19 protein-coding genes and 1 tRNA gene are annotated in these 15,221 nt (G+C 60.1%); 10 read left to right on the top strand and 10 right to left on the bottom strand.

What is annotated here, in order from left to right; genetic code table 11:
* Positions 1 to 59 precede the first annotated feature (59 nt).
* The 3 genes from EOB59_RS35910 (at position 60) to EOB59_RS03450 (ending at position 996) form a co-directional block, all read left to right on the top strand.
* Entirely contained in the window at positions 60 to 302 is a 243-nt protein-coding gene (locus EOB59_RS35910) for a hypothetical protein (protein ID WP_128287666.1), read from the top strand.
* Positions 303 to 423: 121 nt separating this feature from the next.
* The gene (locus EOB59_RS03445) at positions 424 to 609 is read left to right on the top strand and encodes a hypothetical protein (RefSeq protein WP_128287667.1); all 186 of its coding nucleotides are present in this window, start codon (positions 424 to 426) and stop codon (positions 607 to 609) included.
* Between the two features lie 18 nt (positions 610 to 627).
* On the top strand, positions 628 to 996 hold the full coding sequence (locus tag EOB59_RS03450) for a nuclear transport factor 2 family protein (protein WP_128287668.1): 369 nt from the start codon (positions 628 to 630) through the stop codon (positions 994 to 996).
* Between the two features lie 424 nt (positions 997 to 1,420).
* Here EOB59_RS03450 and EOB59_RS03455 read toward each other — a convergent pair whose 3' ends face one another.
* Positions 1,421 to 1,648 (bottom strand): helix-turn-helix transcriptional regulator, encoded by a 228-nt coding sequence (locus EOB59_RS03455; protein WP_197031538.1) that lies wholly within the window; start codon positions 1,646 to 1,648, stop codon positions 1,421 to 1,423.
* Between the two features lie 320 nt (positions 1,649 to 1,968).
* Between EOB59_RS03455 and EOB59_RS03460 the strand changes: the two genes are divergently transcribed.
* The gene (locus EOB59_RS03460) at positions 1,969 to 2,829 is read left to right on the top strand and encodes a hypothetical protein (protein WP_128287669.1); all 861 of its coding nucleotides are present in this window, start codon (positions 1,969 to 1,971) and stop codon (positions 2,827 to 2,829) included.
* Between the two features lie 440 nt (positions 2,830 to 3,269).
* On the opposite strand, the gene EOB59_RS03470 is transcribed toward EOB59_RS03460, so the two are convergent.
* Positions 3,270 to 3,851 (bottom strand): hypothetical protein, encoded by a 582-nt coding sequence (locus EOB59_RS03470; RefSeq protein WP_128287671.1) that lies wholly within the window; start codon positions 3,849 to 3,851, stop codon positions 3,270 to 3,272.
* A 161-nt stretch (positions 3,852 to 4,012) separates the two neighbouring features.
* Positions 4,013 to 4,089: transfer RNA gene (locus EOB59_RS03475), tRNA-Met, on the bottom strand.
* A gap of 240 nt (positions 4,090 to 4,329) precedes the next feature.
* Between EOB59_RS03475 and EOB59_RS03480 the strand changes: the two genes are divergently transcribed.
* Positions 4,330 to 5,295, top strand: coding sequence for a Gfo/Idh/MocA family oxidoreductase (locus EOB59_RS03480; RefSeq protein WP_127317829.1), 966 nt, complete (start codon positions 4,330 to 4,332; stop codon positions 5,293 to 5,295).
* A gap of 76 nt (positions 5,296 to 5,371) precedes the next feature.
* Here EOB59_RS03480 and mnmA read toward each other — a convergent pair whose 3' ends face one another.
* The gene (gene mnmA, locus EOB59_RS03485) at positions 5,372 to 6,562 is read right to left on the bottom strand and encodes a tRNA 2-thiouridine(34) synthase MnmA (RefSeq protein WP_127268013.1); all 1,191 of its coding nucleotides are present in this window, start codon (positions 6,560 to 6,562) and stop codon (positions 5,372 to 5,374) included.
* Positions 6,563 to 6,850: 288 nt separating this feature from the next.
* On the opposite strand from mnmA, the gene EOB59_RS03490 reads away from it, so the two are divergent.
* Positions 6,851 to 7,126 carry a DUF1153 domain-containing protein gene (locus EOB59_RS03490; protein WP_013529904.1) on the top strand — a complete coding sequence of 92 codons (276 nt, stop codon included), beginning with the start codon at positions 6,851 to 6,853 and terminating at the stop codon, positions 7,124 to 7,126.
* 62 nt (positions 7,127 to 7,188) lie between these two features.
* On the opposite strand, the gene EOB59_RS03495 is transcribed toward EOB59_RS03490, so the two are convergent.
* Positions 7,189 to 8,115, bottom strand: coding sequence for an NADP-dependent oxidoreductase (locus EOB59_RS03495; protein ID WP_128287672.1), 927 nt, complete (start codon positions 8,113 to 8,115; stop codon positions 7,189 to 7,191).
* A 90-nt stretch (positions 8,116 to 8,205) separates the two neighbouring features.
* On the opposite strand from EOB59_RS03495, the gene EOB59_RS03500 reads away from it, so the two are divergent.
* On the top strand, positions 8,206 to 8,586 hold the full coding sequence (locus EOB59_RS03500) for a helix-turn-helix domain-containing protein (protein WP_128287673.1): 381 nt from the start codon (positions 8,206 to 8,208) through the stop codon (positions 8,584 to 8,586).
* Between the two features lie 105 nt (positions 8,587 to 8,691).
* Here the strand turns inward: EOB59_RS03500 and EOB59_RS03505 are convergent, their stop codons facing one another.
* Positions 8,692 to 9,069, bottom strand: a complete 378-nt coding sequence (locus EOB59_RS03505; RefSeq protein ID WP_013529907.1) for a flagellar export protein FliJ — start codon at positions 9,067 to 9,069, stop codon at positions 8,692 to 8,694.
* A 452-nt stretch (positions 9,070 to 9,521) separates the two neighbouring features.
* Here EOB59_RS03505 and ctrA point away from each other — a divergent pair, with 452 nt between their 5' ends.
* Positions 9,522 to 10,217 (top strand): cell cycle two-component system response regulator CtrA, encoded by a 696-nt coding sequence (gene ctrA / locus EOB59_RS03510; protein ID WP_006203583.1) that lies wholly within the window; start codon positions 9,522 to 9,524, stop codon positions 10,215 to 10,217.
* A gap of 102 nt (positions 10,218 to 10,319) precedes the next feature.
* Here ctrA and EOB59_RS03515 read toward each other — a convergent pair whose 3' ends face one another.
* Together EOB59_RS03515 and EOB59_RS03520 are read right to left on the bottom strand one after the other, a co-directional pair.
* Entirely contained in the window at positions 10,320 to 10,724 is a 405-nt protein-coding gene (locus EOB59_RS03515) for a response regulator (protein WP_127268016.1), read from the bottom strand.
* Between the two features lie 239 nt (positions 10,725 to 10,963).
* Complete coding sequence (locus EOB59_RS03520; RefSeq protein ID WP_024504504.1) at positions 10,964 to 11,593, bottom strand: histidine phosphotransferase family protein; 630 nt, start codon at positions 11,591 to 11,593, stop codon at positions 10,964 to 10,966.
* 391 nt (positions 11,594 to 11,984) lie between these two features.
* Here EOB59_RS03520 and EOB59_RS03525 point away from each other — a divergent pair, with 391 nt between their 5' ends.
* A complete protein-coding gene (locus EOB59_RS03525; protein ID WP_236382921.1) occupies positions 11,985 to 12,521 on the top strand; it encodes an EipA family protein in 537 nt (178 codons plus the stop codon).
* A 190-nt stretch (positions 12,522 to 12,711) separates the two neighbouring features.
* Entirely contained in the window at positions 12,712 to 13,848 is a 1,137-nt protein-coding gene (locus EOB59_RS03530) for a hypothetical protein (RefSeq protein WP_128287674.1), read from the top strand.
* Positions 13,849 to 13,859: 11 nt separating this feature from the next.
* On the opposite strand, the gene EOB59_RS03535 is transcribed toward EOB59_RS03530, so the two are convergent.
* Positions 13,860 to 14,669 (bottom strand): RNA methyltransferase, encoded by an 810-nt coding sequence (locus EOB59_RS03535; protein WP_127809488.1) that lies wholly within the window; start codon positions 14,667 to 14,669, stop codon positions 13,860 to 13,862.
* Positions 14,670 to 14,833: 164 nt separating this feature from the next.
* Positions 14,834 to 15,178, bottom strand: a complete 345-nt coding sequence (locus tag EOB59_RS03540; RefSeq protein ID WP_013529913.1) for a metalloregulator ArsR/SmtB family transcription factor — start codon at positions 15,176 to 15,178, stop codon at positions 14,834 to 14,836.
* Between the last annotated feature and the right edge of the window lie 43 nt (positions 15,179 to 15,221).

The following is a 15,221-nucleotide window of genomic DNA, read 5'->3' on the forward strand; positions in this document are numbered from 1 at the left end:
AGCAGATGAGGAAATAATCCTTCCGTTGCGGCGATCACCCTCTGACGGAGTTCGCTACCATGGCTAGGTCAAAACCCTCAAAGCAATTATCGCAAGCTGAAATCGAGCGCTTTCTGTCGGCGGCGGAAGCGCTGCACCTGAGCATCGTCAAACCCTTCATATCGCCGCATTGCGACCACTACAGGCAGACGCGCGTCTTGCACGAGGTGCTGTTGAATACGGTGCGGCAAGTCACCGGGAAGGAAGTTGAGTTCATCCGGTGGAACACTACTGGGCCAGTTCGATCGCCTACGGCTGCATAGCGCCTCACTTCCTCCGTACGACCATTCCAGCAGATCGGCGTCAACGCCGCTTCGTCTCATTGTGTGACTTTCCGTCACAACCGGCATACCATCTCTGGCTGCCACGAAGGGACGAGCGAATATGGCCTTTACTGTCATCTGGTATGGACGACAGGGCATCGTCGACAAGGAAATGTTCGACGCCGAGAAAACGGCAAAGGATCATGCAATCTCCATGTTTCAGACCCGGAAGGGCGACGATGGAATCGTGTCCGTTGAAGTTAGAAAGGATAACGGCACTGTCGTTTTTAGCCATGCGGAGAACTAGACAAAAAGGAGCAGGCTTATGTCGATCAGCGATGAACTGCAGGAGCTTTGGGACATCTACGTCGCGGCATACCGCGCCGGGGATGCTGCCGGTTGCGCGTCCATATTTACCGATGACGCGGAAATGCATTCTCCGTATGCACCGCCAGCACGCGGCCGCGCGGAAATAGAGGCGCTGCATGCCATCTGGACCCAGCACGTTGCCCCCGACAAAACACTTGCTGTGATCGAGGCAGGAGGCTCCGGGGATCTGGCCTGGTCTCTTGCTGCCTACTCGGAAGGTGAAGCGACCGGAAACGGAACTTCGCTTAGCGTCTTTGAGCACCAGGCTGGCGGAGGTTGGTTGATCCGCATGTGCAGCTTGAACAGCAGCGACCAGGCAGAATGACCGACCATGCCTCAGATGACGTTAGCCGCTCTAACGGCTAATCAGAAACAGCATGAGAGATCCGACCGCGACAAGTGGCGTAAATCCAGAATGTCACTAGAGCGAGGTATTTTTTCCCGACGGTGAGCGATGGTTCCCTACCTTCGCGAATGGCCCTCAAGACATGGGCATAGACGTTGGCGACCACAGAGAAGTTGATCCATGCTAGGCCACCGGCCACAAGCGTCGTGGCAACGCCTTAGATGAGCAACGGGCCGCACGCCTGATATAGCCGAGCCGTTGCCGCTCCTGCCTGCGAGATTGCTATACTCATATTGTCTTTCAAGAGCTCCCATCCGCAACTCCTTGTGGAGCTGGTACTGGGTTTCGACAGGGATCGGCGACGTTCGCAAAGCGGCTTGGACGGACTTTGGACCGGGGCGCCTCATTTCTTCAGCCTCACGCCCGCGCCGTCCCCGTTGGCGTCGATGAACACCACGCCGGCATCCTCGAATGTTCTCCGAAGTAAATCGAGTGTCGCATGTTGCGGCTCTGACCGGCCTGCCTCGAAATTGCGGATAGTGGCATTCCCTATCTTAGACGCGTCTGCAAGCTCCTGCTGAGACCAGTCAAGAAGAGCGCGAGCCGCGCGGCATTGGGCTGAGTTCATCATCAAGGCACCTTATCACTGGGTAGCGTGTTCCGCTAGCCATAGCGAAAAACGCTTGCATTAGTATTAACAGGCGCATATCGTTATCTATAGCGAAAATCGCTATCAAGGGAGATACAGCACATGCCGAACACCTCTGTTCGGGCAGCCGCCGAAGGTATGCCCATTTTACAGCCCTTTGGATTTACCGGAGAGAAACCATGATAAAAATCTCGCGAGGATTTCCCCAACTTCGCCGTCTGTTCGGATCGTCCCAGCGTCACGACTCAGTGAGCATTGAAGGGCGGGCAACACCCCCCACAATCGAAGCAGGGACATCAATCATGAACCAGCACCTCAACCGCCGAAAAGTTTTCGCCTCAGCGGCCGCCGCCGCCGGGGCGGTGGTCGCACTCGATCAAGCTTCCGCTAACGCGACCGGCACACCGGAAGAAAGGCCACTCGAAAAGGTACACCGGTTGGCAGGGGAACTGTCGAAGGCGATGGACGGTTGGATGGAGGATATTGGCGGTGACTACGACGCTTTCGTCGCTGAAATCTGGTCGGCAAAGTCGGGCAAGGGCCTTGGCTTTCGCCACAACCTGGGCGGCTGGACACCCGACGAAAAGATCCTAGAGCTCGAAGCTGCTTTCCATTCGGAATGGGCAAAGCTAAGAGCCCTTGAGCCAGAGCTGAATGCGGCCGAACTTCGCTATTACGATCTAAAAGTTAAGCCACCCGTCATGGGCGAAATGACGCCTGAGGAAGACGACAGGCTTCGCAACACCACTGTTGCTGACCTCGCGAAACTGCCGCCGAGCCGCGCCAGCGTCGAATATACCGAAGCCCTACGAGCCTATGAGAAGGCGGATGCTGCCGCCCGTCGTAAGTCGGGATATGGCAAGCTCGACCGCGCATACGCCAAACAGATGCACATAACAGGAGAGTCGGCCGACGCCGTTTTCCGCCACCCTGCAAAATCGATCGCAGGGATGGCAGCCAAGGAGCGAGTGCACCGCGTGTGGGAGTTCGATGATTTCAGCTACATCATGAAAGACATCGTCAACATAGGCGGCGACCCGGCCCTCATACCTACTGGCCGGGGTAGCTATGTGCCTGCAGGCTCGATTTCACTGGCTGAACTCCTACGCCGCTATGACATGGCGCCGGACCACACGATGAGCCGGGAGGTGAAGGCCGCCTAGCGTAAACTTCGCATCAACGCTCCTTGACCCGCTGCCTCACGGTGGCGGGCCTTTCTATTCTTTGTGTTGAACGATGTAGCTATTGCTGATGGCTTTATTCCCAACGCCCCGCGTGACAACAACGGTGGTGTACCCGGCGGGCAGTGAACCGGTGACCACCTCGTCGAAAGGTTGGCATCTTCCGACGATTTCTCCGTTTGGCGCACCTGCCAGCCTGTCTTTCAGAGATGCCCGACACGCGTCGAACGACGCATATGTGGTCGGCGCGGCCTCAATGGGCTTGCAGACGGCAGCCTGGCCTGGGCTGCAAGAGAGTAAAAGCATTACTGCTGCGGTTGCCGGGTCCATTCTCGAAGCTCCACTGAGGCGAGCCTCAACGCGCATCGACAGCCTTTGTTGCGCAGGCGCCCGGCGGCGGCTCGCCGCCGAGAGGAGGCGGGCTAACGAGGCAAGTATCGTCCAACCTGCCCGTATGGCGACCACGGAGGCTCGTCCTTAAGCTGAATTGCTTTGTAGCGCTCCTTCAATTGATCCCGAATATCCCATACTGCGTCGATCACCTCATAGACATCGTTGGTATGGCCGATCGGCCCGAGGACGATCCTTTTGGCGATGAGGTTTCCTTCCAAGTTGAAGAAAAAGTCGGTCCGAAAACGCTTCTGCCCGCTCTGAACAATCCAGGCCAATGCCGCTTGCTCGGCAGGACTCAAGACTTCCAGATTCCTGAGGGCTTCCTGATTTACATGTCCCCATTCGTTCTCGCGCTCCCTAACCGCCTGCCGTTTCTCCGATCCCGATGTTGCCTTGCCCACGAAATAAGCTCCAAGGGATACCAACAAAATGGATCCTCCGAAGATCGCAGCAAGCGCGGCAATGGCGACCCACGCTGGATCGAGTTGTGCGAACGGTCCGACGGCAAATGCGTTAAGGACGAGGATGAATGCGCCCGCGAATAGCCAGGTCCAACCCTGCCTGGGAGTGAGGCCTAGGACTGATTGCAAAAGGCCGACCAGTTGCTCCACTTACCCCCCCTTCATGTCGCGTCCATGTCGCGCGGACTAGCCGATACTCGCAGGAAACCCTTGGAAATCAACGGTAGCGGATTGCAACATGTTGCAACATCAGATCGGCCACCCAGAAGCAGATGGCTGCATCTAAGTGGCTGATTTAATTAGGAGAAATTTGGTAGCGGGAGAGGGACTTGAACCCCCGACCCCAGGATTATGATTCCCGTGCTCTAACCAACTGAGCTACCCCGCCAAGGCGGCGAAAGGCCCGAAATCCGCCTCAAATCGAAAGGCATGTCGGGGGCGTTCGCCAAGGTCGCGCGGATATAAGGTTGGGAGGGTGAGCCTGTCAAGCTTCGAAGCAACCGGCTTGCCGGCTTATCGTCATTATCGAAAAGCTTTGCCATGCGGACATTTGGTTGCCGCCGCCGGGGTTGAGTTCGAAGGGGCACGTCGCTATGTCTCGGCCACGAGTTTTTAGAGTTTGAAACAGATGAAGCCGCGCATAGCAGTCCTCGGTTGCGGATACTGGGGCAGCAACCACATCCGCACTCTCAAGGCGCTCGGCGCGCTGTACGCGGTCTCCGACACCAACCGGGCCCGCGCAGAAGGCTTCGCCAGCGAGCAGGACTGCCTGGCGATCGAGCCTGACCAGTTGTTCGTGCGTGACGATATCGACGCCATCGTCATGGCGCTGCCGCCGCAATTCCATGCCGACCTTGCCGTGCGTGCCGTGGCGGCCGGCAAGGACGTGCTGGTGGAAAAGCCGATCGCTCTGACTGTGGCGGATGCCGAGCGTGCGGTGCAGGCGGCCAAGGACAATGGCCGCGTCTTCATGGTCGGCCATGTCCTGCGGTTCCACCCTGCCTTCGAGACGCTGAAAGGGCTGATCGACAAGGGCGAGCTCGGCGAAGTCCGCTACATCCACTCGCACCGGCTCGGCCTCGGCAAGTTCCACACAGAGAACGACGCGCTGTGGGACCTGGCGCCGCACGATCTGTCGATGATCCTGGCGATCACCGGCACAGAGCCGATCGAGGTGCGCGGCGAGGGGGCCGCCCTGCTCGACAATCTCAGCGACTTCGCGCATCTGCACATGCGCTTCCCCAACGGCCTGCGCAGCCATCTCTTCACCTCGCGTCTCAATCCCTATCGGGAGCGGCGGCTGACCGTGGTCGGCACCAAGGCGATGGCGGTGTTCGACGATGTCGAGCCATGGGAACGCAAGCTTGCCGTCTACCGCCATGCAGTGTGGCAGGACAGCGGCCAATGGGCCTTCACCACCAATGAACCATCCTATGTCGCGGTTGCCCAGGGCATGCCGCTGACACGCGAGCTGGAGCATTTCATCCAGTGCATCGAGACGCGTGCCGAACCGCGTACCAGCGGCGAGGAAGCGATCAGGGTGCTGCGCATCCTGACCGCCGGCACGGTCACCCACACTAAGTCGAATTCCTGAAGCGCGGATTATTTATTCGGCGGGAATCTTATTCGGCGGGAATCTTATTCGGCAGGTATCTTATTCGGCAGGTATCTTATTCGGCAGGTATCTGGGCCGGCCTGGCGGCAAGCCGGGTCAGCATCGCCTCGGCCTCAGCGCCACGCTCCGAACGCTCGATGAAGCCGCCGCCGAACACGCGAGCTTCGTTGCCGTCATCGGAGTAGAGCACGCAGGCCTGGCCCGGCGCGATGCCGGATTCGCCGTCGACCAGTTCCACCCATGTGGCACCGGCACGATGATGCAGCACGGCCGGGCGCGGCGGCCGCGTCGAGCGGACCTTGGCGAACAGCTCCAGGCCGCCTGCAGGGACGTCTGTGAGCGGTCCGTCGCCCAGCCAGTTCATATTGCGCAGATAGATCTTGTGCGTCTCCAGCGCCTCGCGCGGGCCAACCACGACGCGAGCGCGGTCGGCATCGAGGTGGACGACGTAAAGCGGCTCGCCGGAAGCGATGCCGATGCCGCGGCGCTGGCCGATCGTGTAGCGCAGGATGCCCTCATGGCGGCCGAGCACGCGGCCGTCGATGTGGACGATGTCGCCCGGATTGGCCGCGGTTGGCTTCAGCTTGGCGATGATGTCGGAATACTTGCCCTGCGGCACGAAGCAGATGTCCTGGCTGTCCTGCTTGGCGGCAACCGCCAGCCCCATCTCCTCGGCAATGGCGCGAACCTGAGGCTTCGACAGGCCGCCAAGGGGAAAGCGCAGATAATCGATCTGTGCCTGCGTGGTGGCGAACAGGAAATAACTCTGGTCACGGTCGGCGTCGACCGGCCTGTAGAGCGCGCGGTGGGCGCCGTTGGCGCCGGAACGGATGTAGTGGCCGGTGGCCAGCGCGTCGGCGCCGAGCTCCTTGGCGGTGGCCAGGAGGTCGGCGAACTTCACCGTCTGATTGCAGGAAACGCACGGGATCGGTGTCTCGCCGGCGACATAGCTCTCGGCGAAGGGATCGATGACCGCCTTGCGGAAGCGTTCCTCGTAGTCGAGCACATAATGGGGGATGCCGAGCGTCTCGGAGACACGGCGGGCATCGTCGATGTCCTGCCCGGCGCAGCATGAGCCGGCCCGGTGCGTCGCCGCGCCGTGGTCGTAGAGCTGCAAGGTGACGCCGACGACGTCGTAGCCCTCGCGTTTCAGCAGGCCTGCGACGACAGAGGAATCGACGCCGCCCGACATGGCGACGACGATGCGGGTGTTTTCGGGACGTCCGGGAAGATTGAGACTGTTCATGATGCTTTCGTTCTGCGCGGCGCCTCAATGCCAATGTCGAGAATATAGGTCAAGCTTTACCGGCGCGCCAGCGTGCAGGGCGATTCACCGGTTGCGGCCGATCTCCGCCAGGGGATGCATTTTCCCCGGCAAATCAGCGTTTGCGGGCAGATGTTTCAAATGCCGGCGAAAAGACTAACGCGGCGTTCATGATCCTTACCTAGTCATTAGGGTCTGCTTAGGCAATTTTTAAAGCTGTGGCGGTAACGTGGCGGGGATTGGGTCTTTGAGTTTTTTGTAGAGAGTACGATGACCGATCTGGTTAGACCGAGAGTCAAATATGTTATCGGGCCTGACGGCAGCCCTCTTACGATTGCCGATCTGCCGCCGACCAATACACGTCGCTGGGTTATCCGGCGTAAGGCGGAAGTGGTTGCGGCCGTGCGCGGCGGGCTTTTGAGCCTGGACGAGGCATGCCAACGCTACAAGCTCACCACCGAGGAATTCCTGTCCTGGCAGGCGTCGATCGACGAATATGGCCTTGCCGGGCTGCGCACGACACGCATCCAGCAATACCGGCACTGACATTGCGAATTTAGACGAAGGGCGCGGCTAACCCCGCGCCCTTCTGTTTTCACCGTTCCCGCTCAGAGCGATAGCACAACCTTGCCGATCGGCTTGGTGGCGAGGAAGGCGTGAGCGGCCCCCGCCTGGTCCAGCGGGAAGCTCTTCGCCACATGGACGGCGAGCTTGTTGGCATCGATCAACCGAGCCAGTTCCACCAGGCCCTCCCTGTCGGGAACGACGGACATACGCTCGACCCGAATGTCTCGCGCGCCGGCCTGGGTCCTGGTGTTGTCGCCGACATCGAGCAATGACACCAAAACGCCGCCACGCCTGAGCACCTTCAGCGAGCGTTGGGCGTGGTCGCCGCCCATTGGATCCAGCACCAGATCGATGTCGCGAACCTGATCGGTGAAATCGCCCTTGGTGTAGTCGATGACCTCGTCGGCGCCGAGTTCGCGGACGAAATCGAGCTTGCCCGGGCTGACCGTGGCGACAACGTAGGCGCCGCGCGCCCTGGCGATCTGCACCGCCAGATGACCGACGCCGCCGGCTCCCGCATGGACCAATATGCGCTGCCCCGATTTCAGCCCGCCGTGGCGAACAAGCCCTTGCCAGGCGGTGAGGCCGGCCAGCGGCAAGGCGCCTGCCTTGAGGTGGTCCGCGCTCTTCGGCTTCAGTGCGATTTGATCGGCAGGCACGGCAGCCAGCTCGGCATAGGCCGCCGCCTGCTTGGGGAAGCGCGGCATGCCGAACACCTCGTCGCCGATCTTGAAGCCGGTGACGCCGGCGCCGAGTGCTTCGACAGTTCCCGAGATATCCCAACCCAGGATGTAAGGCGGCTCGCCGAGCAAGGGGTAGTAGCCGGCACGGACGGCGCCGTCGACCGGATTGATGCCTGCGGCCTTGACGCGGACCAGCACTTCGCCGGCCTCTGGCGTGGGATCCGGCTGATCGGCGATGACAAGGACGTCGGGTCCGCCGACGGAATTCTGGATAACGGCACGCATTGAGATGTCTCCTGCTTGGTTGGTGCCACTATCATTTGGATAGTAATATCCCCTTGTCCAGTATGTACCTTCCTGATATATACGCACCTCATGGATAGTGAAGATGATTGCGGTTTCGGCTATGACGCGTTCCGGCGAACGTGCCCTTCGCACACCGTGCTGGAGATGCTGGCCAGCAAATGGGTGTATCTGGTGGTTTGCGCGCTACGCAAAGGCCGGCTGCGCAATGGCGAGCTTGCCCGAAAGCTCGAGGGCATCACGCCGAAGATGCTGACGCAGACGCTGCGGGTACTCGAGCGCGACGGCCTGGTGCGGCGCGAGATTTTCCCGGTCATTCCGCCGCGCGTCGAATATGAATTGACCGAGCTCGGCCAGAACCTGGCGGGGCTGCTTACCCAGATCAGGTCATGGGCGGAGCAGCATGCGCCGGATATCAAGGATGCCCGTGCAAGGGCAATTGCCGAAGAGTGAAGGGGATTGGGCCGCGTAGGGCGGGTTCATTTTTCCCGCCGGAGCCGCAAGCCGCGACAATGCGCCAGCCTGATGGCGAGCGTTGGTGCGGCAAACCGCCAGGTCTTAGCCGATCATGGCGCTGCGGCCACCGACTTCGGCTTCGCGGATCTTCGTGTCGCGCGATTCCAGCATTTCCGCCTTGGAAAGCTCCGCTTCAGCTTCGCCGAGTAATGATTCGGCGGCGCTTCGCTGCTGGGCGAGGTCGCTTTGGGAATTCCTGAGGTTGTCGCGGCGCAGGCGAGCCGCCTTGGCGAAGGTCGGATAGGCGAAATGGTTGATGTCTGTGATGCCGGCCTTCTTTTCCTCGGCGGTGATCTGAAGCTCCAGCTCGACGGCCATGCGTTCGAACTCGGCGATCATCATGTCGAGCTGCAGCAGCTGCCGCCGCTTCTCATTCACCTGAAACTGTTTCAGCCGAACGAGGTTTTCACGTGACTTCATGATTCGGTACTCCCGGAAACGCACACCCGCACTTATCGTCCAAACCACCTGGAAACGCCCAGGCCGCACCCGTGTCCACCGCCTTTCCCCGAACTATGGGAAACAAAACCCTAAAGTTTTTTGCCGGCGGTAACCATTCGTTTACGGGCATTGTTAATCATACGGGTCAGGACTTAAGGCCGGGTAAAAATTCCGGCCACCGATGCGGAAGCGACGTCGATGAGTCCCTGGAGTCGCTTAGTCCGGGTTTTTAATGTGTTGCATTAGGAATTTGGTTCTGAGATTCGTTATTAGATTCAAGAGGGTGTAGAAAGAGGTTAAAAAATCTGGTACCGTCATGGACGGGAAATTAGGATTTGTTAACCATTCAATGGCAGCCTCTGCACAAGGCAACCACTGCTCCGGGCCCGGACGGGTCGTGAAATGGTCCGGCAGCAGAAAAGGGGAATGAAATGCGTGTTCTGCTGATAGAAGATGACAGTGCAACCGCACAAAGCATCGAACTGATGCTGAAATCGGAAAGTTTCAACGTCTACACGACCGATCTCGGTGAAGAGGGCGTCGATCTAGGCAAGCTCTACGACTACGATATCATTCTCCTCGATCTCAACCTGCCCGATATGTCGGGCTACGAGGTCTTGCGAACGCTTCGCCTTTCCAAGGTCAAAACACCTATTCTCATCCTCTCCGGCATGGCCGGCATCGAGGACAAGGTGCGCGGCCTCGGCTTCGGCGCGGACGACTACATGACCAAGCCGTTCCACAAGGATGAGCTGGTTGCCCGCATTCATGCCATCGTGCGGCGCTCCAAGGGCCACGCCCAGTCGGTCATCACCACCGGCGACCTGGTGGTCAACCTAGATGCCAAGACCGTCGAAGTCGGCGGCCAGCGCGTGCACCTGACCGGCAAGGAATACCAGATGCTGGAGTTGCTTTCGCTGCGCAAAGGCACCACGCTGACCAAGGAAATGTTCCTCAACCACCTCTATGGCGGCATGGACGAGCCTGAGTTGAAGATCATCGACGTCTTCATCTGCAAGCTGCGCAAAAAGCTCGACGCGGCATCGGGCGGTCAGAACTACATTGAAACGGTCTGGGGGCGCGGCTATGTGCTGCGCGAACCGGAAGACATTCGCGTCAGCGCCTGAGCGACGAATCGCTCGAATCTTTTCCATAAAAAACCCGGCTTCGGCCGGGTTTTTGCATGACGGCTGGTAAGGGTCTGTTTTGGGCTGCTGAGCAGGAAACCGTCACGCACTTTTTCTGGAATTGCTCAAGGGTACCGAATCAGGTGCGCTCTTCAAGGTGCGAAAGCGCTCGAGCAGCTGCGGGCGGTTGAACGGCTTCAAGAGATAGCCCTGGGCGCCGGCGCGCTTGGCCCGCATGATCGAAGCAATATCGAGCTCGACCAGGGAAATCAGGATCTGCGGCCTTATCGGGCTCTCCATGGCGCGGACGCGACGGATGAGATCGACCGCCGGTACGTCAGGCAAGGCGCCATCGACGACGATGATGTCGGGCATATCGGCGGCGCACATCTCCAGCGCGTCAAGTCCGCTGGCGGCCTCGATGACAATCATTTCGGAGCCGCCCAGGATGCGTTTTGCAACCTTCCTGATGACGCTTGAATCGTCGACGAACATGCAGCGTTTCATTTCCGGGTCCTCTTTGCCTTCTGGCAGTCCGGTAGCGTCGGGGGCATCCAGGACGCACCATAGGCCAATCTGGTAAAGAAGCCGAAAAGGCGTTAGGTAAAATTTTTACAAAGATAGGCAGGTGCCTACTTTTATTCGCGAATGCTTTGGCGCTGCCTGGACGACCAGACGCATCTCAAGTCGATGAGCTGGAATTACAGATTTCAATGTAGAAATACTTCGCTTTATCGGCTGCGCAATCAGGCCGCAGAAAGCACGATTTCTTCCGGCGTCGCGTGGATCGATATCGTCATGCCGGCTTCGCGCGCCAGAAGCAGCGTGTAGTAGGGCTGCACGGAATGCGCGTCGATCGGCTCCTCCGGCTTGTGGCCGGAATGCAGTTCGAGAAATTTCGGCGGCACACGCAGCATCGGGCCAGCCGACGCAAGCGCGAAACGCGGTTCGGTCTCGAGGTTTTCCAGCGTCACGGAAAGCTTGCCGCCGCGCGGAATGGCGGCATTGGCGACGAGGATCAGGTTGAGCAGCAGCTTGACCTTGTTCTTGGGCAGCAACGCGCGGGGCCCGTTCCAGGTCAGTTCCGGCTTTTCGTTCTTGAGGAAGGCGATGGCGACCGCTTCGGCATCGCCGGTATCGATCAACATGCCGGCCGAGCCGGCGGCACCGAAGGCGATGCGGGCGAACTGCAGGCGGGCCGAAGCGTTGCGGGCGCTCTGGCGGATCAGCTTCATGGCGTCTTCGTCGGCGCCGCCTTCATCAAGCAATTCGAGCCCGTTGTTGATCGCGCCGACCGGCGAGATGATATCGTGGCAGACCCGGCTGCACAAAAGCGCTGCCAGATCGGGTGCGGAAAGGGTGAACAGATCGGCCATCGGCGAAAAATCCCTGCAAAATCTCACAACTCATGGCCGGGCGATCGATCGTCGCCTGCCACACGAATCACACACTCTCTCCTCGGGCTTTCTGAATACACAGCGCCCGTGCGTGCAGCAACAAATCCAAATTGTGGTTGTGGCAAATGGCGTGTTCACGCAGGCTGCCGGCCCCACTTGAGCGACCCCAAACAGCCTTCGAACCGCCATGTTCATGTGGGAGCTTAATGGTTGAAAAAGGATTACGGCATAGTTTGCCCCTAACAGTTACCCTTAACGGCCGGCTAAAAGAGCCGTACGGGGTGCGAGGCGTCGGCGAAGGTGCTCCCTGACGGAGATTGGAAGCATGTTTTCCCGATACTACGACCGGAGCTTTCTCCGTGTCTTCTCAATGGCGGTCACGCTCCTGGGCGTTCTCGTCTTCTCGACTTCAGCCCTGCGGGCCCAGGAATACACCGCTCAGGAGATTGTCGATTCCGGTCACAAGTTCTTCGGCGCGACATCGGGCGGGCTCGCCACGGTCGTCGAGAAGATTTTTGCTTCCTACGGCCTGCCCAACGGCTATCTGCTGGGCGAAGAGGGCTCGGGCGCGCTGATCGGTGGCCTGACCTATGGCGAAGGCACGCTCTACACCAAGAATGCCGGCGATCACAAAGTGTTCTGGCAAGGCCCATCGCTCGGCTGGGATTTCGGCGGCGAGGGGTCGCGGGTGATGATGCTGGTCTACAATCTCGACGATGTGGGCAGCCTCTACAACCGCTATGGCGGCGTCGCCGGTTCGGCCTATGTGGTGGCTGGTGTTGGCTTCAACGTGCTGAAGAACAACAATGTGGTTTTGGTGCCGATCCGCACCGGTGTCGGTGCCCGGCTTGGCGTCAATCTCGGCTATCTGAAGCTTACCGAGCGCGCCACCTGGAATCCGTTCTAAGCTGAAGTCCTTGGCTGTCGTTGCCCAAAACCGGGACCGCTTTTGGGTCGACATGCATTAAACTCGTGGCGTTGCGGCAAACCCTTGCCGCAACGCTGGATTTCCGCCATGTCAACGTGGCACAGTCAAAGCGCTCTATGCGCTTTTGGTTTATCTGGTTTGATGCTTACCGGCCACAACGGGTAGTCACTTGGTCCAGTCGGTCCTGTTCTTCGTCCTCGGCTTTCTCTGTGCTGGCTTTCTGGCGCTCATGGTGGCTCCGGCCATATGGCGTCGTGCGGTCACGCTTACACGCAGACGCGTCGAATCCTCGATCCCTCTGACGCAAACCGAAATCCAGGCGGACAAGGATCGCATCCGCGCCGAATACGCCATGACGACGCGCCGCCTGGAAATCAGCGTCAAGGCGTTGCGAGAGAAGACGGCCGAACAACTGGTCGAGATCAATCGCGGTCGCGAGGCCATGAAGGGCCTGGCGGTCGAGCGGACGGACAAGAACCAGGCGCTGACCGATCTGGGCGCGAAGAACGAAGCGCTGCGCCAGCGAGAGGGCGAGTTGCAGCAGCTTTCGGAGCGGCTGAAGGAAACCGAGCGCAAGCTGGAAAAACGTGCACTTGAGCTGCAAAAGCTGGAGCGCATGTATGACGACGCCAGTTTTTCCTCGAGCAGCCGGCAGATCGAACTCGTGGCGCGAGAGTCCGAAATGCAGAAACTCGCCAGTGACATTGCGATGCTGCGCGGCCAGCGCAAGGAAGCCGACAGGCGCGGCCAGGAAATCGCGGCCGAAAGCAAGGCCGCGCGAGAGGCCCTGAAAGCCGAGAAGAAAAGGACCGCCGAACTCGACAAGAAGGTCGAACGGCTGCTGGCCACACTTGCCGATCGCGAAGACAAACTCGACCGCCGCGAAAAGGAACTGGCACGCATGCGCGAAAGATCGAAATCCGAAGACAGCGCGCCAGCCTTGCGGCTGGTCGGCAAGGGCGGCGATGTCGCCAAGAGCGATGATTTGGACAAGGCAATCGCCAAGCTCGACAGTGACCGTGAGCAGCTCGAGGCGAGGCTGACGGCGCTGGCGCGCGAGAACAAGCGGCTGAAGGCCGACCTCACCGCACTGGCCGCGTCCAAGGCCACGGACAGCAGCTCCGCCTTGCGCGAGCAGATGAACGCGCTGGCGGCGGAGGTCGTCCATCTGACGGCGAAGCTCGAGGGGCCTGGTTCGCCGATCGCCAAGGCATTGGCGGTACCGTCGGACGCCCGCTCCGGCAACGGTGACCGCAGTCTTGCCGACCGCGTGCGCGCGCTGCAGAAGGCTGACGCGACAAGCTGAATCAGGCCTCCTTAGTCTAGAATTGCTCTAGCCGAAAAATGATGCAGCGCGATGGCTGAAGCCGCGGCGACATTCAGGCTGTCGAAGCCTTCCGCCATGGTGATCCGCACGTTGCGCAGGCTTGCGAGCAGGTCGTCCGGCAAGCCTTCGCCCTCGGTGCCGAGATAGAGCGCCAGGCGCTTGCTGCGCTGCGCATCGCGGATGTCGGTCTTCCCGCGTGGCGACAGCGCGAATTGTTCGAAGCCACGTCGGGCGAGCATCGTTGTGAAGCCGGCGGTGTCGGAGAACGATGCGAAGGGGATCTTGAGCGCGGCGCCGACCGAAACGCGGATCGCCTTGCGATAGAGCGGATCGCAGCATGTCGCATCCAGCAGAACCGCGTCAGCGCCAAAGGCGGCGGCGTTGCGGAAGATCGAGCCCACATTGTCATGGTTGGCGATGCCGACGAGCACTACGACCAGCGCACGAGGCGGCAAGCCATCGAGCAGGGCTTCGGCCGGCTGCGGCTCTCCCTTGCGGCCAATGGCAAGGATGCCGCGATGCATGTGAAATCCGGCGATAGCGTCCATCACCGCGCTTGTGGCGACATAGACCGGGAGGTCGGCGGGCGCCTTGCTCAGGATGTTGTCGAGACCTGCCAGCCGGTTTTCCAGGACCAGGATCGATTCGGCGGCAAAGCGCCCGGTCGAGAGCAGCAGGTCGAGCACCACCTTGCCTTCGGCGACGAAGCGGCCTTGACGGCCGGCGAGGTCACGCTCGCGAATGTCGAGATAGGCAGCGACGCGCGGATCTTGCGGGTCGTCGATGCGAATGGGATCCATGCATTCCTCGCGACCGTCGCATCGGCCCGAAAATCCGGACCGCTTCCCGGCGCTAACCTTGTTTGGAAAGCACGATGCGACGATTCGGGACAGTCAGCCAGCTCTGTACGCCCCGGATGGGCGCATGTCGCTCTGAAATCGCCGGCGAGATCGGCGCTATGTGGTCAGGTTCCAGCACGGCGCAAACGGTGCGCCATCTGGGACAGATCATCCTTGCCGCTGCCGAAAATGCCGTCCAGCATGACAAGCAGTTCTCGCACGGCGTCGGATTTGCAGGAGTAGTAGATCATCTGCCGGTCGCGGCGGGTGTCGACAAGGTCGAGCGCCCGCAACTTGGCGAGATGCTGGGACAGGGCGGATTGGCTGAGCATCACCTTCTCGGCGATGGCTCCCACCGACATTTCACCTTCGGCGAGGTAGCTCATGATCAACAGTCGCTTCTCATTGCCCATCAGCATGAGAAACTCTGCCGCCGATTCGGCGTTCACGATTAGCTTTGTCGAGACCATCGATCCCCCATGCTTCCTGTTCATCCCGACGCCATGGGGGCAA

It is taken from the genome of Mesorhizobium sp. M7A.F.Ca.MR.176.00.0.0 (genome assembly GCF_004023165.1).
Classification (GTDB): domain Bacteria; phylum Pseudomonadota; class Alphaproteobacteria; order Rhizobiales; family Rhizobiaceae; genus Mesorhizobium.

Coding starts and splice junctions, on each gene's coding strand:
- EOB59_RS35910 (WP_128287666.1), top strand. CDS start 60: ATGGCTAGGTCAAAACCCTCAAAGCAATTATCGCAAGCTGAAATCGAG.
- EOB59_RS03445 (WP_128287667.1), top strand. CDS start 424: ATGGCCTTTACTGTCATCTGGTATGGACGACAGGGCATCGTCGACAAG.
- EOB59_RS03450 (WP_128287668.1), top strand. CDS start 628: ATGTCGATCAGCGATGAACTGCAGGAGCTTTGGGACATCTACGTCGCG.
- EOB59_RS03455 (WP_197031538.1), bottom strand. CDS start 1,648: ATGATGAACTCAGCCCAATGCCGCGCGGCTCGCGCTCTTCTTGACTGG.
- EOB59_RS03460 (WP_128287669.1), top strand. CDS start 1,969: ATGAACCAGCACCTCAACCGCCGAAAAGTTTTCGCCTCAGCGGCCGCC.
- EOB59_RS03480 (WP_127317829.1), top strand. CDS start 4,330: ATGAAGCCGCGCATAGCAGTCCTCGGTTGCGGATACTGGGGCAGCAAC.
- mnmA (WP_127268013.1), bottom strand. CDS start 6,562: ATGAACAGTCTCAATCTTCCCGGACGTCCCGAAAACACCCGCATCGTC.
- EOB59_RS03490 (WP_013529904.1), top strand. CDS start 6,851: ATGACCGATCTGGTTAGACCGAGAGTCAAATATGTTATCGGGCCTGAC.
- EOB59_RS03495 (WP_128287672.1), bottom strand. CDS start 8,115: ATGCGTGCCGTTATCCAGAATTCCGTCGGCGGACCCGACGTCCTTGTC.
- EOB59_RS03500 (WP_128287673.1), top strand. CDS start 8,206: ATGGATAGTGAAGATGATTGCGGTTTCGGCTATGACGCGTTCCGGCGA.
- EOB59_RS03505 (WP_013529907.1), bottom strand. CDS start 9,069: ATGAAGTCACGTGAAAACCTCGTTCGGCTGAAACAGTTTCAGGTGAAT.
- ctrA (WP_006203583.1), top strand. CDS start 9,522: ATGCGTGTTCTGCTGATAGAAGATGACAGTGCAACCGCACAAAGCATC.
- EOB59_RS03515 (WP_127268016.1), bottom strand. CDS start 10,724: ATGAAACGCTGCATGTTCGTCGACGATTCAAGCGTCATCAGGAAGGTT.
- EOB59_RS03520 (WP_024504504.1), bottom strand. CDS start 11,593: ATGGCCGATCTGTTCACCCTTTCCGCACCCGATCTGGCAGCGCTTTTG.
- EOB59_RS03525 (WP_236382921.1), top strand. CDS start 11,985: ATGGCGGTCACGCTCCTGGGCGTTCTCGTCTTCTCGACTTCAGCCCTG.
- EOB59_RS03535 (WP_127809488.1), bottom strand. CDS start 14,669: ATGGATCCCATTCGCATCGACGACCCGCAAGATCCGCGCGTCGCTGCC.
- EOB59_RS03540 (WP_013529913.1), bottom strand. CDS start 15,178: ATGGTCTCGACAAAGCTAATCGTGAACGCCGAATCGGCGGCAGAGTTT.